26 protein-coding genes are annotated in these 25530 nt (G+C 72.6%); 9 read left to right on the top strand and 17 right to left on the bottom strand.

The features are described 5' to 3' along the window. Nucleotides 1–94: 94 nt before the first annotated feature. Entirely contained in the window at nt 95–913 is an 819-nt protein-coding gene (locus tag AC5WS8_RS21190) for an SAM-dependent methyltransferase (RefSeq protein ID WP_496105013.1), read from the top strand. Nucleotides 914–923: 10 nt separating this feature from the next. Here AC5WS8_RS21190 and AC5WS8_RS21185 read toward each other — a convergent pair whose 3' ends face one another. Beyond that, complete coding sequence (locus AC5WS8_RS21185; protein WP_496105012.1) at nt 924–2123, bottom strand: putative hexosyltransferase; 1200 nt, start codon at nt 2121–2123, stop codon at nt 924–926. Between the two features lie 266 nt (nt 2124–2389). Between AC5WS8_RS21185 and AC5WS8_RS21180 the strand changes: the two genes are divergently transcribed. After that, nucleotides 2390–3118, top strand: a complete 729-nt coding sequence (locus tag AC5WS8_RS21180) for a helix-turn-helix transcriptional regulator (RefSeq protein WP_496105011.1) — start codon at nt 2390–2392, stop codon at nt 3116–3118. Beyond that, nucleotides 3115–3603 (top strand): phosphatase domain-containing protein, encoded by a 489-nt coding sequence (locus AC5WS8_RS21175; protein WP_496105010.1) that lies wholly within the window; start codon nt 3115–3117, stop codon nt 3601–3603. The genes AC5WS8_RS21180 and AC5WS8_RS21175 overlap by 4 nt, the downstream gene beginning before the upstream one ends. Nucleotides 3604–3643: 40 nt before the next feature. On the opposite strand, the gene AC5WS8_RS21170 is transcribed toward AC5WS8_RS21175, so the two are convergent. From AC5WS8_RS21170 to AC5WS8_RS21140, 7 genes are all read right to left on the bottom strand, one after another. Beyond that, complete coding sequence (locus tag AC5WS8_RS21170) at nt 3644–3859, bottom strand: dodecin (protein ID WP_496105009.1); 216 nt, start codon at nt 3857–3859, stop codon at nt 3644–3646. Nucleotides 3860–3910: 51 nt separating this feature from the next. Further along, nucleotides 3911–4882 (bottom strand): L-histidine N(alpha)-methyltransferase, encoded by a 972-nt coding sequence (egtD, locus tag AC5WS8_RS21165; RefSeq protein WP_496105008.1) that lies wholly within the window; start codon nt 4880–4882, stop codon nt 3911–3913. Next, the gene (egtC, locus tag AC5WS8_RS21160; RefSeq protein WP_496105007.1) at nt 4879–5709 is read right to left on the bottom strand and encodes an ergothioneine biosynthesis protein EgtC; all 831 of its coding nucleotides are present in this window, start codon (nt 5707–5709) and stop codon (nt 4879–4881) included. The genes egtD and egtC overlap by 4 nt, the downstream gene beginning before the upstream one ends. Then, entirely contained in the window at nt 5709–7025 is a 1317-nt protein-coding gene (gene egtB / locus AC5WS8_RS21155) for an ergothioneine biosynthesis protein EgtB (protein WP_496105006.1), read from the bottom strand. The genes egtC and egtB overlap by 1 nt, the downstream gene beginning before the upstream one ends. Next, complete coding sequence (egtA, locus tag AC5WS8_RS21150) at nt 7022–8338, bottom strand: ergothioneine biosynthesis glutamate--cysteine ligase EgtA (protein ID WP_496105005.1); 1317 nt, start codon at nt 8336–8338, stop codon at nt 7022–7024. The genes egtB and egtA overlap by 4 nt, the downstream gene beginning before the upstream one ends. Nucleotides 8339–8828: 490 nt before the next feature. Further along, the gene (locus AC5WS8_RS21145) at nt 8829–9275 is read right to left on the bottom strand and encodes a type II toxin-antitoxin system PemK/MazF family toxin (protein WP_496105004.1); all 447 of its coding nucleotides are present in this window, start codon (nt 9273–9275) and stop codon (nt 8829–8831) included. Between the two features lie 76 nt (nt 9276–9351). Then, nucleotides 9352–9546: an antitoxin gene (locus AC5WS8_RS21140; protein WP_496105003.1), complete on the bottom strand. Its 195-nt coding sequence runs from the start codon at nt 9544–9546 to the stop codon at nt 9352–9354. 326 nt (nt 9547–9872) lie between these two features. On the opposite strand from AC5WS8_RS21140, the gene AC5WS8_RS21135 reads away from it, so the two are divergent. Continuing rightward, nucleotides 9873–10091 (top strand): hypothetical protein, encoded by a 219-nt coding sequence (locus AC5WS8_RS21135; protein ID WP_496105002.1) that lies wholly within the window; start codon nt 9873–9875, stop codon nt 10089–10091. Nucleotides 10092–10724: 633 nt separating this feature from the next. Beyond that, nucleotides 10725–11330: a GOLPH3/VPS74 family protein gene (locus tag AC5WS8_RS21130; RefSeq protein ID WP_496105001.1), complete on the top strand. Its 606-nt coding sequence runs from the start codon at nt 10725–10727 to the stop codon at nt 11328–11330. A 428-nt stretch (nt 11331–11758) separates the two neighbouring features. Here AC5WS8_RS21130 and AC5WS8_RS21125 read toward each other — a convergent pair whose 3' ends face one another. Together AC5WS8_RS21125 and AC5WS8_RS21120 are read right to left on the bottom strand one after the other, a co-directional pair. Further along, complete coding sequence (locus tag AC5WS8_RS21125; protein WP_496105000.1) at nt 11759–13246, bottom strand: flotillin family protein; 1488 nt, start codon at nt 13244–13246, stop codon at nt 11759–11761. Nucleotides 13247–13379: 133 nt separating this feature from the next. Next, the gene (locus AC5WS8_RS21120; protein ID WP_496104999.1) at nt 13380–13598 is read right to left on the bottom strand and encodes an NfeD C-terminal domain-containing protein; all 219 of its coding nucleotides are present in this window, start codon (nt 13596–13598) and stop codon (nt 13380–13382) included. 186 nt (nt 13599–13784) lie between these two features. Between AC5WS8_RS21120 and AC5WS8_RS21115 the strand changes: the two genes are divergently transcribed. Beyond that, nucleotides 13785–14819, top strand: a complete 1035-nt coding sequence (locus AC5WS8_RS21115; RefSeq protein ID WP_496104998.1) for a LacI family DNA-binding transcriptional regulator — start codon at nt 13785–13787, stop codon at nt 14817–14819. 62 nt (nt 14820–14881) lie between these two features. Further along, complete coding sequence (locus tag AC5WS8_RS21110) at nt 14882–16315, top strand: aldehyde dehydrogenase family protein (protein WP_496104997.1); 1434 nt, start codon at nt 14882–14884, stop codon at nt 16313–16315. A gap of 18 nt (nt 16316–16333) precedes the next feature. Here the strand turns inward: AC5WS8_RS21110 and trxA are convergent, their stop codons facing one another. Further along, nucleotides 16334–16720: a thioredoxin gene (gene trxA / locus AC5WS8_RS21105; RefSeq protein WP_496104996.1), complete on the bottom strand. Its 387-nt coding sequence runs from the start codon at nt 16718–16720 to the stop codon at nt 16334–16336. Between the two features lie 118 nt (nt 16721–16838). Between trxA and AC5WS8_RS21100 the strand changes: the two genes are divergently transcribed. Next, entirely contained in the window at nt 16839–18269 is a 1431-nt protein-coding gene (locus AC5WS8_RS21100; protein ID WP_496104995.1) for a dihydrolipoyl dehydrogenase family protein, read from the top strand. 11 nt (nt 18270–18280) lie between these two features. On the opposite strand, the gene AC5WS8_RS21095 is transcribed toward AC5WS8_RS21100, so the two are convergent. The 6 genes from AC5WS8_RS21095 to AC5WS8_RS21070 form a co-directional block, all read right to left on the bottom strand. Then, nucleotides 18281–18928 (bottom strand): peptide deformylase, encoded by a 648-nt coding sequence (locus AC5WS8_RS21095; RefSeq protein ID WP_496104994.1) that lies wholly within the window; start codon nt 18926–18928, stop codon nt 18281–18283. 144 nt (nt 18929–19072) lie between these two features. After that, nucleotides 19073–19420, bottom strand: a complete 348-nt coding sequence (locus tag AC5WS8_RS21090) for a tetratricopeptide repeat protein (RefSeq protein WP_496104993.1) — start codon at nt 19418–19420, stop codon at nt 19073–19075. Nucleotides 19421–19490: 70 nt separating this feature from the next. Continuing rightward, a complete protein-coding gene (locus tag AC5WS8_RS21085; protein ID WP_496104992.1) occupies nt 19491–19934 on the bottom strand; it encodes a winged helix DNA-binding protein in 444 nt (147 codons plus the stop codon). Further along, nucleotides 19931–20419 (bottom strand): MarR family winged helix-turn-helix transcriptional regulator, encoded by a 489-nt coding sequence (locus AC5WS8_RS21080; RefSeq protein WP_496104991.1) that lies wholly within the window; start codon nt 20417–20419, stop codon nt 19931–19933. The genes AC5WS8_RS21085 and AC5WS8_RS21080 overlap by 4 nt, the downstream gene beginning before the upstream one ends. Nucleotides 20420–20525: 106 nt before the next feature. After that, nucleotides 20526–21572 carry an alpha/beta fold hydrolase gene (locus tag AC5WS8_RS21075; protein WP_496104990.1) on the bottom strand — a complete coding sequence of 349 codons (1047 nt, stop codon included), beginning with the start codon at nt 21570–21572 and terminating at the stop codon, nt 20526–20528. 243 nt (nt 21573–21815) lie between these two features. After that, nucleotides 21816–23306 (bottom strand): RICIN domain-containing protein, encoded by a 1491-nt coding sequence (locus AC5WS8_RS21070; protein ID WP_496104989.1) that lies wholly within the window; start codon nt 23304–23306, stop codon nt 21816–21818. 292 nt (nt 23307–23598) lie between these two features. Between AC5WS8_RS21070 and AC5WS8_RS21065 the strand changes: the two genes are divergently transcribed. Further along, a complete protein-coding gene (locus AC5WS8_RS21065) occupies nt 23599–25530 on the top strand; it encodes a glycoside hydrolase family 97 protein (protein WP_496104988.1) in 1932 nt (643 codons plus the stop codon).

Here is a 25530-nt window from a genome sequence, read left to right as displayed (position 1 = left end):
GGCCAGACAGGGGCGAAACCTCCCTCGAGGCACCGCGGCGACGGCACAATGGCCGCCGGCGGCGGGCCGTCGCCCAAGCCGAGGGGAGACGGACGTGAGCGAGCACCGGAGCCAGTCGGGCGGGCCGGCGCGGGTGGACGCACGGGTGGCCCACAACGCGCGGGTGTGGAACCACTGGATCGGCGGCCGCGACAACTACGAGATCGACCGGAAGGTCGGCGACCAGGTCGCGTCGATGTTCCCCGTGATCCGCGACGTGGCCCGCGCGGACCGTGCCTTCCTGCGGCGGGCGGTCCGGTTCCTGGCCGAGGAGCGCGGGGCGCGGCAGTTCCTGGACATCGGAACCGGACTGCCGACGCTGGACAACACCCACGAGATCGCCCAGCGCATCGCGCCCGAGTCCCGGATCGTGTACGTCGACAACGATCCCGTCGTGCTGGTCCACGCCCGCGCACTGCTGGCCAGCACCCCCGAGGGAGCCACCGACTACGTCGACGCCGACGTGCGCGACCCGGACTCCGTCGTCCGCCGCGCCGCGGCCACCCTCGACCTCACCCGCCCCGTCGCCGTCATGATGCTCGGCGTCCTCAACTTCGTCCTCGACACCGACCGGGCACGGGACATCGTGCGCACCCTCATGTCCGCGGTGCCGTCCGGCAGTTGGCTCGTCCTGACCCACCCCACCACCGACACCGACCTCGGCGGGCAGGGCAACGTCGAGGCGATGCGGTTCTGGAACGAGAACGCGACACCGCCCATAACGGCCCGTACCCGCGCCCAAGTCACCTCGTTCTTCGACGGCTTGGACATCCTCGCCCCCGGCCTCGTCTCGTGCGCCCGCCGGCGGCCCGGCTCGGACTGCGACTCCCCGGTCACCGTCCCGCAGTGGGGCGCGGTCGCCGTCAAGCCCTGACCGCTCTGTCTCACAGCGGCGTGCGGCTGGCCGTCATCAGGTACGTCCCATAGGCCACCGACATCAGGGTGAGCGCGATGCCCAGCAGGCAGGCCTGCTTCGGGCGCACCCGCCAGGTCCGTACGAGCCCCCGGGCGAGCGGGATCAGCAGCGGGAACGCGGGCAGCAGGAAACGTGGCTTCGACGCGTACGGACCCGAGCCGCCGACCGTGATCAGCAGCAGTATCCCGGCGTAGACGATCAGTGCCGGCGGCACCCGGTCGACGCACAGCAGGCAGAACAGCAGGATGGCCGCCGCGACGATCACCAGCGCCAGCGGGTAGACGACCCGCCCGCCGTGCTCCAGCAGTCCCTTGAGGAAGTGCAGCGAGCCCGCACCGAAGTCGAAGCGGGAGTCCCAGGCACGCTGCACGGTGAAGTAGCCGCCGAGCAGATCACCCATATGGGCGCCCACCCACAGCACGAAACCCACCCAGCCGAGGGGCGCGATCGCGGCGCCCAACCACAGCCGGAGCGGGACGCGGCCGCGCCGCCCGACGATCTCGTACAGGGCGATGGCGAGGACCGCGGCGGCCACGGCGAACCCGGTGGGCCGGGACAGGCCCGCCAGGGCGGCCAGCGCCCCGGCCCACAGCCAGCGGCCCGTCAGCATCGCGTACAGCGCCCACGCGGCGAGCGCGGTCAGCAGGGACTCGGTGTAGGCGATGTCGAGGACGACGGAGTGCGGCATCGAGGCCCACACCCCGACGAGGACGGTGGCGACCGCCCGTCCGTACAGGCGGTGGCCGATCGCGTAGATGCCGTACGCGGCCACTCCCGCGGCGCTCCAGGCGACCAGCAGGGCGGCGGCGCCCGGAGTGATGGGCAGGACGGTGTACACGGCGCGGATGAGCCCCGGGTACAGCGGGAAGAAGGCCCAGTCCCGCTGGACGGCACCGTTGTGGAGGATGTGGACGTAGGTGCCGTAGCCGTGCTGTGCGATGTGCAGGTACCAGGCGGAGTCCCAGGAGTGGGCCAGCCCCTTCAGCATCCGGTGACCGGCGAGGTGGTTCGCCACGGCGATCGCGACGACACCGGCCATGCGGATCGCGGCGAACAGCGCGAGGGCGGACGCGGCGCCGGGCAGAAGTCTGTTGTCGAAAGGAAGGTGGAAGCGACGGGCACCGCCCCCGGCGCGCGTGGAGACGGGGGCGGGCGAGAGTGCGCTCACCCTCTGACCCTGCGGTACCTCTGAACGGTCCGCAACGTGAAGTTTGGTCATGGTTGGGTCATATACCACTGCTGTACGAGAATCTGGCGTGACGGAGTGCTGAAGTCGGTGAGTCGTGCACGCCCGGGAAGACGAAGATCCGTGGTGGGGCGGTTGCCTGGGCCGGCGGATGTTCTCACTCTTCCGCGTGACGAGTGGCACCGGTGCGTCCGCTGGCCCTTCACTGGGGAGTGAACGCCCGCGTTGCCGACGGAAGGAGGAGGGGCATGGATTTCCGCCCGCAGCGGATACCCCTGCCGCCCACCAGATCCCCGGCGCCGGACAGCCGCGCGGCGGTCTTCTGGCGCAACCGCGCGCTGGGCCTGTTCGACCGGCTGCCCCTGCCCACCGCGTACTGCACGACCGACGGCACGATCCTGCGGGTCAACGCGGCCATGGCGGGGGAGTGGGGCACACTCGCCGGTCCCCTGCGCGGGCGCAGCGTCCTCGACCTGTTCCACCCGGAGACCAGGGACGAGCTGCGCGCGGTCACCGAGGCCCTCCGACTGCACCGCAGGTCCCGTTACACCGTCGCGGTCGGCTGGACCACCACGGCCGGCGTGGAGCGCCGCGGCGAGATGACCGTCGACCTGGTCGGCGAGGTGTCCACCGAAGCCCCGGACCTGCTGCTGATGCTCCGCACCCGCGACGACGACCCCGCCCCCGCGGAGGACCCCGGCGGCCCGCCGGTCCAGGCGGACCGGATCGAGACCCGTATCCTCGCGCTGGCGGCTGCCGGTTCCACGACCGGCCGGATCGCCTCCGCCGTGGGACTGACCGTGGACGGCGTCAACTACCACTTCAAGCAGCTCTCCCGCCGCTGGGGTGTGACCGGCAAGGCGGCCCTGGTCGCGCGCGCCTACGTCGAGGGCGTCCTCGCCCCCGGCGTGTGGCCGCCGGCCCCCGCACCACCGCGGGGCCGACCCGGGGCAACCCCGCCTGGAGTGGGGCCGTGACCCACGACAGCAGGCCCCTCGCCGTCTTCGACCTGGACAACACCCTCGCCGACACCGCGCACCGGCAGCGCTTCCTCCGGACGAGACCGCGGAACTGGGACGCCTTCTTCGCGGCCGCGCCGCAGGATCCGCCGCTGGCCGAGGGGATCGCGCTCGCGCTGAGGAACGCCGAGGAGTGCGAACTCGTCTACCTGACCGGGCGGCCCGCGCGCTGCCGCCGGGACACCCTCGACTGGCTCGCCGCACACGGGCTGCCCGAGGGACGCCTGTACATGCGGTCGAACGGCGACCGCAGGCCCGCCCGCGTCACCAAGCTGGAGCTGCTGCGCGAACTGGCCCGCGGCCGACAGGTCCGTGTTGTCGTCGACGACGACGAACTGGTCTGCCAGGACGTCGAACGAGCGGGCTTCACCGTCGTCCGCGCCCGCTGGGCGTCGCCGTCCGACGCCCTGAAGGACGCTCAGGAACGGGAAGGGCGGACCTGACGGGCCCGCCCCGCACGGGGTCCTCGGATCCCGTGCTCCGCTACTCGCCGTCCTCGAGCCGGAAGCCCACCTTCAGGCCGACCTGGTAGTGCTCGATCCGCCCGTTCTCGATCCGTCCCCTGACCTGCGTGACCTCGAACCAGTCCAGGTGGCGCAGCGTCTGCGAGGCGCGTTCGATCCCGTTGCGGACGGCCTGGTCGATGCCCTCGGGCGAGCTGCCGACGATCTCGGTGACCCGGTAGACGTGGTCGGTCATGCGGATGCTCCTCTCCTTCGCGGGTCTTTGCGGTGTGTCGGACGCGCCGGCTCAGCCGGCCGGGCGCACCGCGCTCAGCGACAGCGCGAACCTCCCCTCCCGGTCCGTCCACCAGTGCGTCAGGTCCAGTCCGGCGCTCGCCAACTCACGGCGTACCCCGCTCTCGCGGAACTTCGCCGACACCTCCGTACGCAGCTCCTCGCCCTCGGCGAAGTCGACCGCCAGGTCCAGCGCGGGGACCTTCACGGTCTGCGGGGTGCGCGCCCGCAGCCTCATCTCGATCCACTCGTTCTCCGCGTCCCACAGCGCCACATGGTCGAAGGCGTCCGGGTCGAAGTCCGCGCCCAGCTCCCGGTTGACGACGGTCAGCACGTTCTTGTTGAACGCGGCCGTCACCCCGGCCGCGTCGTCGTACGCCGCCACCAGCACCGAGGGCTCCTTCACCAGGTCCGTCCCGAGCAGCAGCGCGTCCCCGGGCGCCATCAGTGCCCTGACGCCCGTGAGGAACGCCGCCCGCTCGGCGGGCAGCAGGTTGCCGATCGTGCCGCCGAGGAACGCGACGAGGCGAGGCCCGGGGGTGTCCGGCAGCGTCAGGCCGGCGGTGAAGTCGGCGATCAGCGCGTGGACGTCGAGACCGGGCCGCTCGGCGACCAGGGCCTGCCCCGCCCGGGTGAGTGCGCTCGCGCTGACGTCGACGGGGACGTAGGCGCGCAGCCCGCTCATCGCGTCCAGCAGGTGCCGTGTCTTCTCGGACGAGCCGGAGCCCAGTTCCACCAGTGTGCGCGCGCCGGCCGCCGCCGCGATCTCCCCGGAGCGGGCGATGAGGACCTCCCGTTCGGCGCGTGTCGGGTAGTACTCCGGCAACTCGGTGATCTTTTCGAACAGATCGCTGCCATGGGCGTCGTAGAACCACTTGGGGGGCAGGGTCTTGGGGGTGCGGGTGAGGCCGGTCAGGACGTCCGTGCGCAGCGCGGCGTCCGTGGCGTCCTCGGGAAGGGTGCGGGTCAGATGGAACGGGCTCACGTGCGGGGCTCCTCGGATGATGGGGGTGCCCCCACTCGAGCGGAGCCGAGAGCGGGGGAGGACGCCATGTCGTCGCGCGGGTCCTTCAGCGGTGTCAGCAGGATGTCGGCGGTGTCGGCCGTGAGCAGCGTGCGGTCGGGCACCTCCCGCCAGCGCGGGTCGTCGTCGTAGGGCTCGGAGGCCACGACGATGCGGCTGCCGCCCGGCTCGGCGAGGTACCACAGGGTGTCGCCCCATGCGGTCGCCGCGATCGTCGAGCCGTTGGTGAGCAGCAGGTTGAGCCGGGAGTCGGGGGCCGCCGCGGCGACCTCCAGCACGGTGTCGGCCAAGGCCTGCCCGCCGTCGTCGCCGGTGCGCAGCCGGTTCAGCACGAGCGCCCAGACGAGGGCCGAGTCGGTGCGGGCCTCCAGCGACAGCAGTTCGGTCGGCGGCAGGGACCGGGCCAGGTCGGCGACGGAGCGGGGCCATCCGGGCACCGCCCCGTTGTGGCTGAACAGCCACCGGCCCGCCGCGAACGGTGCCGCCGAAGCCTCTCCGGCGGCACACCCCTCGGTCGCGTCCCGTACCGCCGCCAGCAGCGCACCGGAGCGCACGACCCGTGCCAGATCGGCGAAGGACGGGTCGCTCCAGATGGGCTCCATCCGCCGGTACCGTGCGGGCACCGGATCGCCCTCGGCGTACCAGCCGACGCCGAAACCGTCGGCGTTGACCGTGCCGTACCGCTGCCGTCGCGGCTCCCACGACTGCCGGTACAGGCTGTGCGACGGCTCCTTCAGGAGCCGGCCGAGCGGCTCCTCGGGGCCCAGGTAGGCGAGGTGACGGCACATCAGACGTCCCTGGCGGTGCGGAAACCCGAGAAGATCTGCCGCCGGATCGGATAGTCCCAGTTGCGGAACGTGCCCCGGCAGGCCACCGGGTCCACGGCGAACGAACCACCGCGCAGCACCTTGTACTCCGGACCGAAGAACACCTCCGAGTACTCCTTGTACGGGAACGCGGTGAACCCCGGGTACGGCAGGAAGTCGCTCGACGTCCACTCCCACACGTCGCCGATCAACTGCCGCACGCCGAGCGGGGAGACGCCCGCCGGATGGCTGCCGACCGGTGCCGGACGCAGGTGCCGCTGCCCGAGGTTGGCGTGCTCGGGTGCCGGGTCGGCGTCGCCCCACGGGTAGCGCCGGGAGCGGCCCGTGGCCGGGTCGTGACGGGCCGCCTTCTCCCACTCGGTCTCGGTGGGCAGCCGGCGCCCCACCCAGCGCGCGTACGCGTCCGCCTCGTACCAGCACACGTGCAGCACCGGCTCGTCGGGCGGTACGACCTCGGTGACGCCGAAGCGCCGCCGCAGCCACTGGCCGCCCTCGCGGCGCCAGAACAGCGGGGCCTCGATGCCGTGCGTGCGGATATGGGCCCAGCCCTCAGGCGTCCACCAGCGCTCGTCGCCGTAGCCGCCGTCCTCGATGAAGGCCGTGTAGGCGCTGTTCGTCACCGGGACGGCGTCGATGTAGAACGGCGGCACCTGGCGCTGGTGCGCGGGCCGTTCGTTGTCCAGCGCCCACGGCTCGGTCGATGTGCCCATGATGAACGGGCCGCCGGGCACGAAGACCTCGGCCGGGCCGTCGTACGGCGCCACCGGCTCCGGATCGGGGGCGGTGAGCGCCTGCGGGCCCTTGCGGAGCTGATGCGTGATCAGCATGGTCTCGTCGTGCTGCTGCTCGTGCTGGGCGATCATGCCGAAGGCGAATCCCGCCTCGGTCAGGCGCCGGCCCGTCAGCGGCGTGCGCTCCAGCACGTCCAGGGCCCGCCCGCGCACCTCGGCGGCGTAGCGGCGGGCCTCCTCGGGCGGGAGCAGCGGCAGCGAGGGCCGCTCGGCGCGCGGGTGCTCGAAGGCGTCGTACAGCCCGTCGATCTCGGGCCGCATCGCCTCCCGGCCGGCGACCGCGCGCAGCAACCAGAGCTCCTCCTGGTTGCCGATGTGCGCGAGGTCCCACACCAGCGGGGACATCAGCGGGGAGTGCTGGGCCGTCAACTCGGGTTCGTCGACGCAGGTGGTCAGGAGCGCGGTGCGGTCGCGGGCCGTGGTGAGGGCGCCCAGCGCGCGCTCCCGGAGTATCTCGGGGTCGATCGGGGACCGTTCGTCGGTCATGTGCGGATGTCCTTCCCGTGGAACCGGGTGTCGTCCCCGCCGGCGGGGGTGTCCTTCCCGTGGAAGCGGAGCAGCAGGTCGTCGGCGGGGCAGCGGCCCCGGGCCACGTACCGGTCGGTGAACTCGGCGACGGCACCCAGCACGTCGGCGGTGGCACCGAGCCTCGGCAGCGCCCCGGCGGCGGCCGCGAAGCAGGCGACGGCGGCCTCGTGCAGGTCGGGGTCGGCCAGACCGTCACGGGCCGCGGCGATCCACAGCGGATTGCACGGCGGCGGCAGCGGGCCTGCCCGCTCGGCCAGGGGTTTGACCGCCCGGTACGCGGTCTCTGCGGCTTCCGGGTCGTCGAAGAGCGCGGCCGTCACGGCGAGCGGCACGATCCAGCCGTCGTCACCCGGCTGCGCGTCGATCATGCGCAGCTCCAGGTGGCCGCGGGGTCTGACCGGGGGGAACAGGGTCGTGAGGTGGTAGTCGAGGTCACCCCGGTCAGGCGGATCGGCGGACCGGGTCCAGGCCCGGAAACTCAGGCCCCGCGGCACCCGCCAGGGACCGCCGCCGTCGCGGACGCACATCACCGGCGCGTCCAGCACGTGCCGGGTCCAGGCGATGCGCGGGTCCTGGTGGAGCGGGGGCGCGCCGGAGCGGCCCGGGTCCATGGCCGTCCACAGGGACTGCCGCGTCGAGCGCCAGCCCGTGGGCCGGCCCCCGGCCAGCGGGGAGTGCGCGAACGCGGCGACCAGGACCGCGCCCAGCTGGTGCGCCAGCCACCACCGCCGTCCCAGCCCCAGGGGGCCGGGCTCCTCGTGGCCGGCGTCCAGACACACCTGCACCGAGGCGGAGGAGCACATCATGGACCGTCCCTCGGGCCCCGCACGGTCCAGGCAGCGCTCCATGGCGTCGTAGCGCGGCTCGCGGAGGTAGCGGCGGGGCGGGCGCCACGGGTCGTGCCCGTGGCCGCTCAGGGCGAGGCCGGCCTCGCCCAGCACGGCCCTCACCGCGTCGAGGTCGGCGGAGACGGACCCGACGCACTCCATCAGGGAGGCGGCCGGAGCGGAGCTGAGCTCCAGCTGGCCGCCCGGTTCGACCGTGAGAGCCGAACGCAGGGGCAGGGTCCGCAGTGCGGCATAGACCGCGTCGAGACGTTCAGGCGGTACGGGGAGCCACGGCGTGCGCGGCTCATGGACGAGCCATTCCACTTCGACACCGAGCGAGCGGGGCGGTCCGGTCTTGAAGCAGATACCGCGGACCAGTGCCTCCACGTCGGCTTCGGTGACGGCGGAGCGGTGCTCCGCACAGTCACTCACCGAATCGGACATGTCGGGATCCTCCTGAGGTTCCACCATGTCGCCGATCCAGACCCAGGAGGCCGGACCGGCATCGCTCGTCCCACCCAAGACGCTCCGGTGGATTCGCACAAGGGTGCACAGCGGGGCTTTCCGGACTGCTTGTCTCTTGTCGTGCGCGTCGTGAAACGTTGTTTCCGCGGCCGCGAAACTCTGTTGCGGCGTGAGACCAGCATCGCTCACCATGCGTTCATGAGCACGACGGGGGAGATCGGCGCCACGCCCGGGGAGCGTGCGCGCGGCGCGCTCACGGCGCCCACGGGGGTGGCGCCGTGAGCGCGCGCCTGTGCGGGATCCCGCGGCAGGCGGAGGAGATCGCGGCGGGAGCCCACTGCGCGGAAGCGGCCCGGTGCGTCGTCGGCCGATCGGGTGACCCGGTGGCCGTCCTGAACCGGGGGCGAGAACACGCGCTGCGTTCGAACGTGCCTTTGCCGCACCGGTGGGCGCCGCGTGACCCCGGGGCTCAGTTCCAGCCGTAGCGTTCCCGCAGCCGGTGCACCACGAGGTTGAACCTCATCCGGTCCAGCGCACACGCCTCGCGCCGCATGCCGGCCTCGTGCACCCGAAGGACACGGTCCACGTCCACCCACGACTCGCGTCCCGAGCGGTCCCAGGGCCCGCTGCCGATCGGCACCCACTCCCGGTCGCCGTCGTGCCGCTTGCTGGACAACTGCACGGCCAGCAGCGTGCCGGCCGCCTCACGGGCGACCACGAGCACCGGGCGGTCCTTTCCGCGCCCGTCGTTCTCCTCGAACGGCACCCACGTCCACACGATCTCGCCCGGGTCCGGGTCACCGTCGTGCGCGGGGGAGTACTCGGTCCGCACCCGGCCCACCCCGCGGGGGTCGGCCTCCTTGGTGGCGGAGGGGCCGTAGCGGCCGGGGACGTCTTCTTCGGTAAAGGCAGTCACGTGGGTCACGGTAGAGCGTCACGTCGGACGCGCGCCGAGCGGGTCGGCCGGTGACACCGCGTCAGTCGCCGTACCGCTACGGATGCGGCGGGTTGTCCTGCTCCGGCCGGGACCGCATCTGTTCCCTGAGTGCGTCCGGGCCCTTGTCGACCTGACCGGGCTGCGTGCCCCGGGTCTGCTCGCCGGCGGGCTGTCCCGCCTTGTCGTGGCCCTCGCCGACGCGTTCGCCGTGACCCTTGAGCATCTGCCTCAGCTTGTCCATCACCGACATGACGCCTCCTTCGCGTGTCGGCACCCTCCCACCAGGATCCGACCCGCTGCCCAGGGGTGCATCCGCGGGGTGATGTGCCGCGTGCCCTCAGGCGTGGTTGACCAACCACTGGGTCGGTGCCGGAGGTGTCCGGCCGGCCTGCCGGATCCCGGGCCCGCCCCGTGCCCCGCCGCTCGTCCTGCTGCACGCGCTGGGCGAGGACGCCTCCACCTGGGACTCCGTGGCGCCGCACTTCACCCGCAGCCGGCGTGGGTACGCCCTCGGTCTGCGCGGCCACGGCCGAAGCGTCTGGCCGGGTGAGTACTCGCTCGAGCCGATGCGAGCCGATGCGAGCCGATGTGCTCCGCGTCCCGGACGCGCTGGGCCTCGGCGTGGTGGAGCTCATCGGGCACCGGCTGGCCGGGGTCGTGGCCCATCTGCTCGCACAGGACCGTCCGGGACGGGTGAGCCGGCTGGTCCTGGAGGAGGTACCGCTGCCGCGCCCCCGACGGCCGGTCGCCCCGGCCCGGCCGGACGGCGGCCCGAGCATCGACCGGGGGTGGTGACGGCCGTCGGCCGACAGCTCGACACGCCGGATCCCCCGCCGGCCGGAACGGCTCGGCCGGATCGCCGCCGACCTCCTCGTGCCGAGGAGCCGGGGCGCAGGACGCCCGCGGCGAGGGCGGGTCCGCCGTGAGGGCGCGACCGCCTCGCTACGGGCGGTCGCCCGATGCCCTGGCCGAGGGGGCGACGGCCTCGGCACCCCCGCCGGCGCCCGCGGCGACCCGTGCAAGCGCTCACTCCCCCGAGAGGGGCAGGCCCGGGTGCCCGGAAGACAGCGGCGGCTGGACGGCTCACGGCAGCAAGACCGGGACGGCGTCCGCGAAGGCGTCCGAGGCCGCCTCGTGGATGAGGGCCCTACCGGGAGCATGACCATCCGTCCGCCGGACACGGCGGCCCCGTTCCGCGACGCCGTCCTGCGGTGTGTGACTGCCGGGACCGGCGGCCGCACCACACGGCGGTCGTCAGGGACCGCGTACCGGAGGGCCGGCCCGCGTCGGCGGACGTCCTCCCGGCTATGACGGACCGTGGTTGACGCAGCCGCGCTACTGTCGGGCTGTCGGGACGGCCGCTCATCGACGTATCGCCACGAAGCCTTGACCGAAGTCTTGACCGAAGCCTTGGACGGGGAGCCGCACATGACCACTGCACGGGACCTGCTGATCGTCGCCCTGGACGCGGCACCCGGCCGTTCCGCCGAACCGGGTGACCTCTCCCTCGCCCTCGCGGGCGCCGAGTTGCTCGACCTCCGGGAGGCCCGGGCCCTCACGCTGGACGGAGACCTCGTCGTACCGGGCGACCCGCCGGCGACCGACGACCGCCTGGTACGGGAGGCCGCGGCGTCACTCGTCCGGCAGACGCCCTACGAAGCGGTCGAGGACTGGCTGTGGCGCCGGGGCCGTGGTCTGTCCTCGGCGTATCTGGCCGCCTTCGAGGACGAGGGGCTGCTCGAGCGGCAGCACCGCCGGCTGCTGCCCTCCTGGACCGGCGAGGCGGTGCTGGCCGACTCCGCCGCCCGGCAGCGGGCGGCGGACCGCTGGGCCGAGGACGAGCCCGTGCTCGCCGCACTCGCCACGGCCGTCGGGATCCGCGAGACGCCGGCCGGAGAGCTGCCGGACGAGACCGACGAGGCGGTGACGACGGTGCTCGCCGCCGTCGACGACGCGGTGACGGAACTGACGGCCGTACGGCAACGACGAGCCATCGAGAAGGCCGCCTTCGACAACATCTGGCGGGGGAACTGACCCGAGAACCGGACCTCGGGCGTCCAGTGGCTCGGGCAAGGCCGCCGTCGACGGCCTCAACCGGTGCTCACCGCCGGGTCGTTCGGGTGCAGGTATTCCATGGCGCGACTCCCACTGCGGCTCGCGGTGCCCTCCGCGGCACCGTCACGCTCGGCGCGGCGGCGCGCACCTTCACCGGACCCGGTCCGGAGCCGGCCCCGCGCGGCGGCGGGCCGGTACCGCGACCCACGCGCCGGTCTCCGCCCGGCGCGCCGGTCAGGAGCAACGACCGGCGGCCCCGCTCACCGCACGCTGACGCCCGCCGGCCATCGCGCCGCACAACGCGCTCCGGGCGTGCGGGAGTCCGACTCCCGTACGCCCGAAGCCTCAACGCTGAGGCGCTGAGGCGCTGAGGCCTCAACGTCCCCGCGAATTCACCGAGGTGGGTCTCACCCCTCGTCCTCCTCCACCGCCACCTTCTCCGGCCGCGGCGGCACGAACCCGTTGAGACCGGCCGCTTGTGCCGCCGGCGTCGCGTTCTGGTTCATCGAGGACAGCACCTGGCGGGCGAGGCCCAGGCCGGCGCCGCCCATCGTCAGGGCCTTGGCGAACGTGTCGGCCACGCCGTCCGCCCCGTTGAGCAGCACCATGTTGTCGACGTTGCCGAACGCGGACGCGCCCGCCTGCACGATCTCCGGCCACTTCTCGGCGAGTTGCTGCGCGACCACGGCCTCCTGGTTCTCCGCGAGGGCCGCGGCGCGCGCCTTGATGGCCTCCGCCTCCGCGAGACCGAGCGCACGCGTCGCCTCCGCCTCCGCCAGGCCCTTCGCCTGAGCGGCGGCCGCCTCGGCCTCACCGGTGGCGCGGGTCGCCTCGGCCGCCGCCGCGCCGCGCGTCTTGGTCGCCTCGGCCTCCGCCGCCGCGGCCGTCTTGACCCGCGTCGCCTCGGCCGTCGCCGCCAACTCGGTCTCCTTCGCCTTGGCCTGCGCCGCCGAGATCCGCGCGTCACGCTCGGCCTCGGCCAGCGTCCGCTTCTCGTACGCCTTCGCGTCCGCCGGCTTGCGGACATCGGCCTGTAGCTGCTGCTCGCGCCGGTGCGCCTCCAGCTCCGCGACCCGGGTCTCCTGCACCACGACCTCCTGGCGGGCCGCGGCATCGGCGAGCGGACCGGCCTGCCGCGCCTTCGCGGCCGCCTTGTCCCGCTCGGCCTGGTAACCGGCCTGCAGGATCTCGCTGTCCCGGGTCGCCTCCGCCATCCGTGCGAACGACTGCTGCTCCGCCTCGGTGGCGAGACGGTTCGACTCCGCCTGCGCGATGCGCGCGTCCCGCTGCACCGCCGCCGCGTGCGGGGCGGCCAGGTTCTTGATGTACCCGGTGGGGTCCTCGATCTCGTGGATCTGCAGCGAGTCCACGATCAGACCCAGCTTCTCCATCTCCGTACCGCAGGCGGCCCGGGTCTGCCCGGTCAGCTTCTCCCGGTCGCGGATCATGTCCTCGACCGTCAAACCGCCCACGATGGACCGGAGGTGACCGGCGAACACGTTGTGCACCCGCTCCGCCATCAGCTTCTGCTGGTCAAGGAAGCGGCGGGCGGCGTTGGCGATCGACACGAAGTCGTCGCCCACCTTGAAGATGACCACGCCCCGCACCTTCAGCGGGATGCCCTGGTGGGTCACGCAGTCGACGTGCAGTTCGGTCTCGTTGAGGTCGAGCGACAGCTTGCGCACCGCCTGCACACCCGGCAGCACCAGCGTGCCGCGCCCCGTGACGATGCGGAAGCCCATTCCTTCCTCGAGACCCTCGGTCCGATGCTTCGAACCGGAGATGATGAGTGCTTCGTTGGGCTCCGCGACACGCCACATGAGCTTGAAGATCCCAACGATGACAAGCAGCGCGAGGACGGCAGCCCCCGCGACGACGCCGATGGCCATCGGCATACGCCCCCTTTGCCTGGTGCCGGGTCGGCACCGAACGAAGGGAGTCTGCGCCTTGGCGGGCCCGGGGTGAAGACACCGAGGCAACCTTGTTGCAATCTTGACGCGTGCGCCTCTCACCTGCGGCGGGACGGGCTCAACTGTCGTACAGGGCCTCGACGTGGACGGTACGCGGCGGCAGGTACTCCACCACCATCACCACCGCCCCCCGCTCGATCCGGCCCGTCCCGTCCGCGGGATACGCGAGGAAGTGCTCGGCCCCGCCGCGCACCCGGACCATCACCTCGCCGACCAGTCCGGGCCCGACGGTACCGGTGACACGTCCCATCAAGCCGACCATCGGCGCATCGTCCATGGCCACAGGGTACGTTCCGCGGACGCCCGCGTCGCCCGGCGCGTCCAGCGCGGGGGTGTACCGCGGCCTCTGCGCGGGCGCCCTGCGCCACGGAAGTCGCAACTTCCCCCATCGGCACGGTTGTTGCGGCCGCGAACGCACCCCGGGGACAGTCGCTGTGAGCGTTCTGCGAAGATGCGGTACGTCATGGTGCAGACACCGAAACAGCCCATCCCTTCGTCGCCCGCACCCCCCGCCGTGCCGACGAGTGCCGATGTGGCACGCCTGGCCGGTGTCTCGCGCGCGACGGTCTCCTACGTCCTCAACAACACCAGCGCCGTACGCATCAGCGAACCCACCCGCCGCCGCGTCCACGAGGCCGCCAAGGAGCTGGGGTACGTCCCGCACGCCGCCGCCCGCTCCCTGCGCGCCGGACACAGCCGCATGGTGCTCGTGCCCTCCCCGAACGTGCCGGCGGGCCCGCTCTACAACCGGTTCCTGAGCGAACTGCAGGGGGCGCTCAGCCGGCTCGACTACACCGTCGTGCAGTACGGCGGCGTCGGCCTCGACCGCGACGAGGCGGCCCGCGCCTGGGCGGAACTGCGACCGGTCGCGGTCATCGTGCCCGGCGGCGGCCTCGGCCCCGAGGGCGTGCAGGTCCTCAAGCGCTCCGGGGTCCGCGCCGTCGTCACCCTCGGCCCCGACCGCGTCGAGGGCGCGCACGCGCTGCTCCTGGACCACCACGGGGCCGGGCACGGCGCCGGGGCCCATCTGCTGGCCCGAGGCCGCCGCCGCCTGGGGGTGGTGATGCCCGAGGAGCCCGGTCTGGAGTTCTTCTCCAGAGCCAGGCTCGAGGGCGTGCGGCGCGCCCTGAAGGGCACCGACGCGACCGTCACCGAGCTGCCGCTCGCCTACGAGGAGGAGTCCGCCGACCGGCTGGCCGCCCGCTGGCGCTCCCTGGGCCTGGACGCCGTCTTCGCGTACAACGACGAGTACGCGATGCTCCTGATGCGCGCCCTGCAGGACGAGGGCGTGGACATCCCTCGGGAGACGGCCGTGGTCGGCGCCGACGACCTGGTGCTCGGCCGGCTGCTGCGCCCGCGGCTGAGCACCGTCCACATCGAACTGCCGTCCGGACGCCACCTCGCCGAGCTGGTCGACCGTGCGGTGCGCGATCCTGGAGGTGTGCCGGAGGTGCACGAGGTGTTCGGGGCGCGGATCGTGCACCGCGAGTCGAGCTGAGCACACGGGACGGGAACCGGCGCGCACCCTGTGCCCCGCCCGGTGCCGGATCGGAGAGCCCCATGCTGCTCGACCCGGAGACCTGGCAGCCCGGCCCGCTGACGGGCGCGGAGTACACCGTCACCGAGCCCGCCACGGGCGAGTCGCTCGGCAGTCTCACGCTCGCCTCCGAACAGGACGTCGAGACCTTCGTCCGGGCCGCCGTCACCGCCCGGGGCGGGTGGGCGAGGACCCCCTACAGCATGCGCGCCGCCGTGCTCCGCAGGGCCGGCGACCTGCTCGCCACGCACACCGCCGAGCTGCGCGACTGGCTCGTCCGCGAGTCGGGCTCCGTACCGGACAAGGCCTGCGTCGAGCTGCACGTCGCCGCGCAGGAGTGCTACGAGGCGGCGGCCCTGGCGTCCCACCCGACAGGGCAGGTCCTGCCGTCGGAGGCACCCCGGCTGTCGTACACGCGCCGCGTCCCCGTCGGTGTGGTGGGCGTGATCGCCCCGTTCAACGCCCCGCTCGTCCTCGCCGTCCGCTCCGTCGCGCCCGCCCTGGCGCTGGGCAACGCCGTCGTGCTCAAACCCGACCCGCGCACCGCCGTGTCCGGTGGCCTCGCCGTGGCGGCCGTGTTCGCCGAGGCCGGACTGCCCGAGGGCCTGCTGCGCGTCCTGCCCGGCGGGCCCGACGTGGGCCAGGAACTGGTCGCCGAGCCGCACGTCCCGGTGCTCTCCTTCACCGGGTCGACGGCCGCCGGCCGGGCGATCGCCGAGGCCGGCGGGCGCCATCTGAAACGGGTCCATCTGGAGCTCGGCGGGAACTCCGCGCTGATCGTCCTGGAGGACGCCGACCTCGACGCCGTCGTCTCCACCGCGGCCTTCGGATCCTTCTTCCACCAGGGGCAGATCTGCATGACGACGGGCCGTCACCTCGTCCACGCGTCCCTGTACGAGGAGTACGTCGAACGGCTCGCCGCCAAGGCCGACACGCTCACCGTCGGCGACCCGTACCGCGAGGAGGTGCACCTCGGCCCCGTCATCGACGCGAGTCAACTGGCCCGGATCCACGGCCTGGTGGTGGCGAGCAACGCCCGCGGCGCCAAGCTCGTGGCGGGCGGCACGCACCGCGGCCTGTTCTACCGGCCGACGGTGCTGGCCGGAGCCGACGACACCACACCGGCGTACACGGAGGAGGTCTTCGGGCCGGTCGCGCCCGTACGCCCCTTCACCACAGCCGAAGAGGCCGCCGCCCTCGCCTCCGCGGGGCCGTACGGCCTCTCCCTGGGCATCGTCACACGGGACGTGGCGCGCGGCCTCGACCTGGCCGAGCGGATCCCGACGGGCATCGCCCACATCAACGACCAGACCGTGGGCGACGAGCCCGTCGCGCCCTTCGGGGGCCTCGCCGCCTCCGGGACCGGCGCCCGCTTCGGCGGCGAGGCCAATCTGGACGCCTTCACCCACCTGCGCTGGACCACGGTCCGCGGGGACGTGGCGGCGCACCCCTTCTGACCGTCCGGCCGGCAGCCGCTACTCGCCGTTCTGCTCGGCCTTGGCCTGCTGCTCGGCCACCGCCTTGCGGACCTCGTCCATGTCCAGACTGCGGGCCTGGCCGATCACGTCGTCCAGAGCGGCCTGCGGCAGAGCGCCCGGCTGCGCGAACACGGCGACCCGGTCCCGGACGATCATCAGCGTCGGAATCGACTGGATGCCGAACGCCGCCGCCAACTCGGGCTGCGCCTCGGTGTCCACCTTGCCGAACACCAGGTCGGGGTTGTCCTCGGCGGCCTTCTCGTACACCGGCGCGAACTGACGGCACGGCCCGCACCAGGACGCCCAGAAGTCGATCAGGACGAAGTCGTTGTCCTGGACCGTCCGGTCGAAGTTCTCCTTGGTGAGCTCCACCGTGTTGCTCATGGCCTATCCCTCTTCCTGATGTCGGGGCCGAGCCGCTGTCGTCAACGGTCACACCTGGTCACGTATTCCGCGCCCTACCCGTGTGGCCACCGGGCACACCACCCACCAGACTGGCCCCATGACGGAAACGGAATCCATCGCGTACGACGTCGTGGTGCTCGGAGCCGGGCCCGTGGGGGAGAACGTCGCCGACCGCACCCGTGCGGCCGGCCTGTCCACCGCGGTCGTGGAGAGCGAACTGGTCGGCGGCGAATGCTCCTACTGGGCGTGCGTCCCCAGCAAGGCGCTGCTGCGCCCGGTCATCGCCCGGGCCGACGCCCGCCGCGTCCCCGGCGTCGCCGAGCTCGCGCAGGGGCCCCTCGACGCCTCCGCGGTCCTCGCCCACCGGAACCACGAGGTCGGGGACTGGCAGGACGAAGGGCAGGTCTCCTGGTTGGACGGCATCGGAGCCGACCTCTACCGGGGCCATGGCCGGCTGGACGGGCCGCGCAGGGTCACGGTGACCGGCCCGGACGGTGCGCGGCACGTGCTGACCGCCCGGCACGCGGTGGCCGTGTGCACCGGCAGCGACGCCCAGCTGCCCGACCTGCCCGGCATCGCCGAGGTGGACGCGTGGACCAGCCGTGAGGCGACCAGTGCCAAGTCCGTCCCCGGCCGGCTGATCGTCGTGGGCGGCGGTGTGGTGGCCGCCGAGATGGCCACCGCATGGCAGGCTCTCGGCTCCCGGGTCACCGTCCTGGTCCGCGGCAAGGGCCTGCTGCCGCGCATGGAGCCGTTCGCCGGGGAACTGGTCGTCGAGGCGCTCACGGAGGCGGGGGCGGACGTGCGCACCGGCACCTCGGTGGAGTCGGTGCGGCGCGAGGGCGACACCGTCGTGGTCGTCACGGACGCCGGTGACCGCCTCGAGGCCGACGAGATCCTCTTCGCCACCGGCCGGACCCCGCGCACCGGCGACATCGGCCTCGACACGGTCGGCCTGGAGCCGGGATCCTGGCTGCCCGTGGACGACACCCTGCGGGTGGCGGGCAGCGAGTGGCTCTACGCGGTCGGCGACGTCAACCACCGCGCCCTCCTCACCCACCAGGGCAAGTACCAGGCCCGTATCGCGGGCGCGGCGATCGCGGCCCGCGCGGCGGGCGTCCCGCTGCTGGAGACCGACCCCTGGGGTGCCCATTCCGCGACCGCCGACCACCGGGCGGTCCCGCAGGTGGTCTTCACCGACCCGGAGGCGGCCGCCGTGGGCCTGTCGCTGGCCGAGGCGGAACAGGCGGGCCGCCGGGTGCGCGCCGTGGACGTCGAGTTCTCCTCGGTGGCGGGTGCCAACCTGTTCGCCGACGGCTACCGGGGCCGTGCCCGCATGGTCGTCGACCTGGACAGCGAGACCCTGCTGGGCGTCACGTTCGTCGGCCCCGGCGTCGGCGAACTGATCCACTCCGCGAGCGTCGCCGTCGCCGGCGAGGTCCCCGTCGACCGTCTGTGGCACGCGGTGCCGTCGTTCCCGACGATCAGCGAGGTGTGGCTGCGGCTGCTGGAAGCGTACCGGGGCTGACACCCCGCGCCTCAGTCGGGCAGCGTGAATCCCAGTTCGCGCGCTGCCCGATGAGGCGTCGGCTGGGCCCACCGGGCCGCCACCGCCTCGTTCGACGACAGTGAGCGCGGCTCGGCCCGGTCCAGGTAGAGCGTGCCGTCGAGGTGGTCCGTCTCGTGCTGGACGATGCGCGCCGGCCAGCCCGTGAACTCCTCGTCCACGGCGGCCCCGCGCTCGTCCAGCGCCCGCAGCCGCACCCGGGCGTGCCGGGCCACCACGGCCTGCCAGCCGGGCACGCTCAGACAGCCCTCGAAGAACGCGGCACGGTCGGTGCCGATCGCTTCGCAGGAGGGGTTGACCAGCACCCGGAACGGCTGCGGCACCCGCCCGCGCGCCACCCGGACCTCCTCCGGCACCGGCGCCGGGTCCTCGATGACCGCGATCCGCAACGGCACCCCGACCTGCGGCGCGGCGAGACCCACCCCCGGCGCCGCGTGCATCGTCACGCGCAGGGCCTCGATGAAGCGTGCCAGCAGCGCGGGCTCCAACTGCCCCTCGAACGGCTCGGCGCCACGGCGCAGCACCGGATGCCCGGCGGCGACGATCGGCAACGGGCCGCCGGCGGCGAGCAGTTCCTCGACCTGCTCGGCGGGAGGCCTGAGATCACGTGGAGATGCCATCGCGCCAGCATGCCACGCTCCCGCCGGCGCCCCGTGCGACGCACACCGTGTGCTCGGCGCGGCAGGCGCACGTACGGCGGTCGGCCGGCGTGATCCGGTACGCGGCCGCGGACGTCGGAGCGACACGTCCGAACTCTTCACGGATCAGAGGTCCGCGAAGTCGCCCGCGAGCGCCGACGCCAGCCGCAGATGCGGTTCGGCCTCGTCGCCGCGCCCCTGCCGCTGGAGGGTGCGCCCGAGCAGCAGCCGGGCATAGTGCTCCACCGGGTCACGCTCCACCAGGTCGCGCAACTCGGCCTCGGCGCGGCGCAGTTGGGCCGAGTGGTAGTAGGCGCGCGCCAGCAGCAGCCGGGGCCCGGTCTGCTCCGGCACCTCGGCGACCAGCCCCTCCAGGACCTGTGCGGCGGCGTAGTAGTCCTTGGCGTCGAAGAACATCCGCGCCCGCTCCCAGCGCTCTGCGGACGTCCCGTGGTCGTAGTACGTGGTCTTCACTGAGGACCTCCTCACGGACCGCACAACCGGCGCGGTCGGTTGAGAATTCCACGACCTTCGGGGGGCGTGTCTACACGGCCGTGAGCTCGGCCGTCGCGCGCTCCAGCACCAGCGCCAGGACACGTCCGGCCGCCTCCAGGTCCTCCCGCGGGATGTCCGCGTAGAGCCGGGAGGCGATCTGCCGGCCGGCGGCCTGGATGTCGTCGAACCGTTCCCGGCCGCGGTCCGTGAACGAGACCCGGCCCTCCGTGGACACCTGGAGAAGCCCCTCGGCGACGAGCCCGTCGACGGCCGTGAGGACGGTCCGCTCATCGGTGACCTTGAGTGCGTCGGCCACCAGGGCGGCGAGCGAGCTCCGCTCGGCCTCCCCGCCGTTGTCCGCGAGTGTCCGCAGCGCGGCCGACTGGGTGAAGCCGGTGCCGGTGCGGGCGAGCGCGCGCTCCAGCAGGGCGCGGCTCGCGTAGTGGGTGAGGCCTACCAGACGGCCGTTGACGAGCGGGGTGGGCTCGGTCATGACTGCTCCTTGTCGGGGTTCGTGGCGCCGGACGGGTCGAGCGGTGCGTCGAGCAGGCTCCGCAACTCGCCCGTGAAGTCCTTGGTGCGGGCGCTGCCGGGTCCGCCGAGCGGCTGGAGGAACTGTTCGTGGAGCCGCTGGACCACCTGGATCGCCTGCCGTGCCACCTCCTGCCCCCGAGGGGTGAGCGAGAGTTGCACGGCCCGCGGGTCCGCCGGATCGCGGGTCCGGTCCACGAGGCCGGCCGCCTCCAGGGTGCGAGCGAGTTTCGAGACGTAGAGCGCCTCGAGTCCGGTGTGGTCCGCGAGCTGCCGCTGGCTGGGGCGCCGGCCGGTGCGGTGCATGCCGGACAGCGTGGCCACCAGCGAGTACTGGGCGTGGGTCAGGCCGAGCGGGGCGACCGCGCGGTCGACGGCCACGCGCCACTTCGTCGACAGCCGCCACACGAGGAAACCGGGCGTCGCGCCCTCGGATGTCGTACTCATGGGCATACTGTACATGGCTACTATAGCCATGTACAGATTAGCTATGGCTTCTGTTTCCTGCCCGTGCCCCCTCGGGCGAAGGCATCGGCGACTGCCGCTCGCCCGGCTACGCGGAGCGGGCGGCGAGCGCTTCCACGGCTGCCGCGACCTGGTGAGGGCTGGAGATCATTGTGAGGTGCCGGGCTCCCGGGATGAGCGTGGGCGGGGGTGCGCCGACGCGTCGGGCCGTCTGCTGCGGCGTCCCGGGACCGAACACGTCGTCCTGCGCGCCGAACACGACGGACTTGGGGAGCGGGACGGCGGCGAGCCGGGCGGCCTGGTCGGCGGGCAGGCCGGGCACGCCTTCGCCCAGCATGCTCCACAGAGCCTCCTCGGCACCCGGCACCCGGAGCGGGCGGCGCCACTGGTCCAGTCCCGCGGCGTCCAGGCGGGGGCAGGCAGGCCCGCACTGGGCGTCGTAGACAGCGCGGACCAGCCCGTCGGTGCTCAGTCCGAGCCGCAGCAGGCTGGTGCGATAGGGGTCGAACAGCAGGTACTTCAAAGCCGGCGGGGGGCCTGCGCCGGTGTCCAGGGCGTCCCCGTCGAGCAGCATCACCGCCCCGATCCGTCCCGGGGCGCGCAGGGCCGCCCGGGCGACCACCGCGGCTCCGCTGGAGTGCCCCACCAGCAGGGGGCGCGTGCCCGCTCCGGAGAGGTGCACGGCGTCGAGGAAGCCCAGGAGTTGCCGGGCGAAGTGGTCGACGGTGTAGGGGCCGCGGCGTTCGCTGTAGCCGTCTCCCGTCAGGTCCAGGGCGTACACGCGGTGATGGCGGGCGAGCAGCGGAGCGAGCCGTGACCAGGTGTCCACCTGCTCGAAGGCGCCGTGGACGAGGACGACCGGCGAGCCTGTGCTGCCCCAGGTCCGGTAGCGGGTCCGGACGTCGGCCGCCTGGACGTATCGGAGCCCTTTGGGAGGCACCGCACGTCGTGCGGTGACGGCGTTGTAGACGAATGAGGCCGATGTCAGGACAACCAGCAGGAGGGCGCAGGTCAGCGCCAGGCGCCGGAACCACCGCCCCAGCCGCCGGCGGCGCCGGGGCGGCCCGCCGTCGCCCGCGCCTTCGGACTGCGGCGGCGCGGGGTCGAGCGGCTCGGCCTGGGGGTCGGTGCGCACGTCAGTCTCCTGTTCGGCCCGGCGGGAATGCACGACGGCGGTCGCTGCCGCGCAGGTGTGGACGTTCGACACGCCCACACCTGCGTCCTGTGTGACAGGATCGCGTCCCGCATGACCGGGATCATCCCCCCACGGGTGGCGATACGCGTACTGCGGGGGGAGTAGGGAGACCCGTGCGGTGTCTTGCGCAAGGCCGTGCCGGCGCGAGCGACGCGTCGGGTGAGCGCGACGGGACGCAGCCGCTCAGGAGAGACTCCACTGCTGGCTCGTCGTGCCGGTGCCTGTCTCCTGTTCGGCTGCCGCTCCCTGGGTGGTCGAGGCACCCGCCACGCCGATGCTCAGGTCGCTGCCCACGCCGGTGAGCACGTAGGTGTTGCCGCTGTAGCTGCCGACCAGGTCGAGGAACCACTCCTGGTTGGTCCCGCCGTTGCACGTCCACTGCTGCAACTGGACTCCGGTGGCGGTCGACCGGTTCGGCACGTCCAGGCACAGGCCGCTCTTCACGCTCCTCAGGGTGTAGACGTTGTCCGCCACCCGCGTGAGGGTCCACTGCTGGTTGGCGCCCCCGTTGGACGGCCATTGGATGATCTTGGTGCCGCCGGCCGTTGAGCCGCCGGTGACGTCCATCAGCAGGGAACTGTCGCCGTTCGACAGGGTGTGGACCCCGCCGGAGGGAATCCCGCTGCCGGGCGCCCAGGTGCCCGCCGCGCTGTCGAGGGACCAGGTGGGGTACTGGCCGAGGTTCACCGTCGTACCGCGGATGGTCAGCGGCAGCCAGATCAATTTCGACGAACCGAGGTCGGAGGTGTTCCAGCGGTCGCCGGCGTAGATGTACGTCGTCCCGGAGGTGCCCTGGACGGTGATGACGTTCGCCGTCTGGCTGCCGTAGGTGTGGGTGCCGGGAGCGGCGAAGTCGCGGAACGCCGACCAGGGGCCGCCCGGCGACGTGGCGGTGGCGTAGACGTTGTCGTTCAGGCTCCACCCGGTCAGGTGGGAACCGAACATGTAGTAGACGCCGTCGACCTTGACCATGGCGGGTGCCTCGACGCTGTTGCCGCCGCTGCCGCCCAGCACCGCCACCGCGCTGTCCACGGAGAGGTAGTCGGCCGACAGCCTGTCGATGCGCAGGCCGTTGTTGCGGTCCTCGCTGAGCAGATAGGCGGTGCCGTCGCTGTCCTGGAACAGGCCGAGGTCACGGCTGAGGTTGCCCAGCGGCCGGAAGCTTCCCCGGTAGGTGTAGGGGCCGCACGGCGTGCTGCTGGTCGCCACGCCGACCTTGGCCTCGGAGTAGTCCTTGCTGTCGATGTGCATGTACATCACGTACGTGTTCGTCGAAGCGTTGTGGATGACCTTGGGGCGCTCCACGATGCGGCCCGGCCCCAGGTCGCCGCTGCTCTGCCTGGCGAGCGCGACACCCTGGTAGGTCCAGGTCCCGAGGTCGGTCGAGGTGTAGCACGGGATGTCCTGGAACGACGTGTCCGACGAGGTCTCGCCGGTCTTGTCCTCCCCGAAGCCGTACCAGGTGCTTCCCACCTTGATGACGCCGAGGCCGTGCAGCTGAAGCGCCTTCCCGTTCTGGTCGGTGCGTGCGGCACCGGTGGTGAACGACACGGTGGCCGCGTGCGCCTCGGCCGCCGGAAGCAGCAGTGCCGCCACGGCCCCGAGAAGTGTCAGAAAGGCGGCGGCTCTGCGCCGCCACCGGTCGGCGGGCCGACGGGGTGCTCCCTTGGACATGCTTGGTGCCTCTCTTCAGGTGCCGGGCGGGGCCCATGAGAGTCGGGTGCGTCAGGCGGCGTCAACAGGCGCGTTTGATTTTGTTGATCCTTGACCGAAGAGGTGGGGAGTCGATGAGGCTCGGGAGAGGCAAATGCGTCCGACTGTCCGAGATTTCGGCCAAAACGCCTCCGCGTGCGAAGGGTTGACCCATCGCTGGGTCAGGCGTTAGAAACCTTGCCACCGTCGGAATATGTTGCTTGCTGATCGACTCTGTTCGATGGTTCGTTTCCTGTGTGACGAGGAGCTCCCCGTGAACGTTGCCGGACGTCAGGAACCCTCCCGCCGCGGGGTGCTGAAGGGCGCCGCCGTCACTGCCACGGCCGCCGCGCTCGGCGTCGGTACGGCGCGCACGGCCGACGCCGCGGACGCCTCGGTCACCGCGGCGAAGGGCGACAGCACCATCACCATGTCCGTGGTCGACGGGGCGCTGCGGTGGGCGGCCGCACGACGGGGCAGGACGGTGGTCGAGGCCTCGGCCCTGGGCCTCCGGCTCGGTGACGGGACCACGCTCGGTACCCGCGGCACCGTGGTGACGAACTACCAGCACTGGCACGTCGACACCACCTGGAACCCCGTGTACGGGCGCAACGCGACGATCCGCGACGCCTATCAGGAGATGCGGTGGGGCCTTCGGGACACCGGCACCGGCATCGACTTCGGCGTCCAGATCCGCGCCTACGCGTCGGGTGTCGCCTTCCGCTACGTCCTGCTCGACCCGGGCACCGCCACCGTTGCCGGCGAACTCACCACGTTCGTCTTCCCGGACGGCACGCTCGTTTACAGCGCACGGGACGAGGACCCCTACAACCCGGTCGCCCCGGACGCCATCCCGTCCACCGGGACCTCCTCGACGGACACCGGACCGCTGACCGACCTGCCCCTGACCGCCGACTACGCCGACGACGGCCTCATCGCCTGCGTGTGCGAGTCGGCCAGGGCCGACTACCCGCGGCTGATGCTCGGTTCGGTGCCGGGTGAGCCCGGCACCCTCGCCGCGTACCTGATGCGGCACACCGCGCGCGGCTCCGGCGCCGTGCAGACGACCTCCACCGTCACCACACCGTTCGTCACGCCGTGGCGCGCGGTGGTGACCGGCTCCACCCACGCCGAACTGGTCGACAACGCCGAACTGGTGCTCAACCTGGCCCCGCGGAACGCACTGGCCGACACCTCATGGATCAAGCCCGGCAAGGCCTTCCGGTGCAACCTGACCACCGCCGACGGACTGGCGGGCGTCGACTTCGCCGCAGCCCGCGGTCTGCGGTACATCGAGTACGACGCCGGTTGGTACGGGCCGGAGAGCACCACGACCGACGCGACGCGGCCGATAACCGCGATCGACATGCCGACGGTCATCTCCTACGCGGCCGGCAAGGGCATCGGCGTCATCCTCTACGTCAACCGCATCGCCCTGAGCGACGCGGACTCCCTGTTCGCCCTCTACCGCGGCTGGGGCGTCGCGGGCATCAAGCTGGGCTTCATCAACGACGGCACCCAGACGATGACGAACCAGATCACCACCTGGGCCCGAACGGCGGCCCGGCACCAGCTCCTGATCAACATGCACGACGACGTACGGCCGTTCGGCTACGAGCGGACCTACCCGAACTGGATCACTCTGGAGGGCGTGCGGGGCAACGAACACTTCCCGACCGCCACGCACAACGTCACCCTCCCCTTCGCCCGCAACATCGGCGGTCCGATGGACTACACCGTCTGCTACGGCCAGTCCCGCGACCAGACCACCGACGCCCACCAGATGGCGATGGCCGCGGTGTACTACCAGCCTCTGGCGTGGCTGTACTGGTACGACAAGCCGTCGAAGTACGCGAACCCCGCCGACTGGCCGGGCCTGCCCTGGTTCGACTCCATCCCCACCACCTGGGACGAGAGCAGGGCCCTGGCCGGCTCGATCGGCGAGTACGTCGCCGTCGCCCGCCGCAGTGGCGGCATCTGGTACCTGGGGGCCATGACGAACGAGAGCGCCCGGACCCTGTCGATCCCCCTGTCCTTCCTGGGCACCGGCACCTGCACCGCGACCGTCTACGCCGACGGAACACCGGGCGCCGAACCGTACCGGACCCCGGTCGTCGTCAGCACGCGAAGTGTCACCGCGGCGACCGCACTGAGCGTGTCGATGGCCCCCGCGGGCGGCCAGGCCGTCGTACTGAAGCCCGGTTGA

Source organism: Streptomyces sp. PTL18, from assembly GCF_059510295.1.
This window is presented reverse-complemented; position numbering and strand designations above follow the sequence as displayed.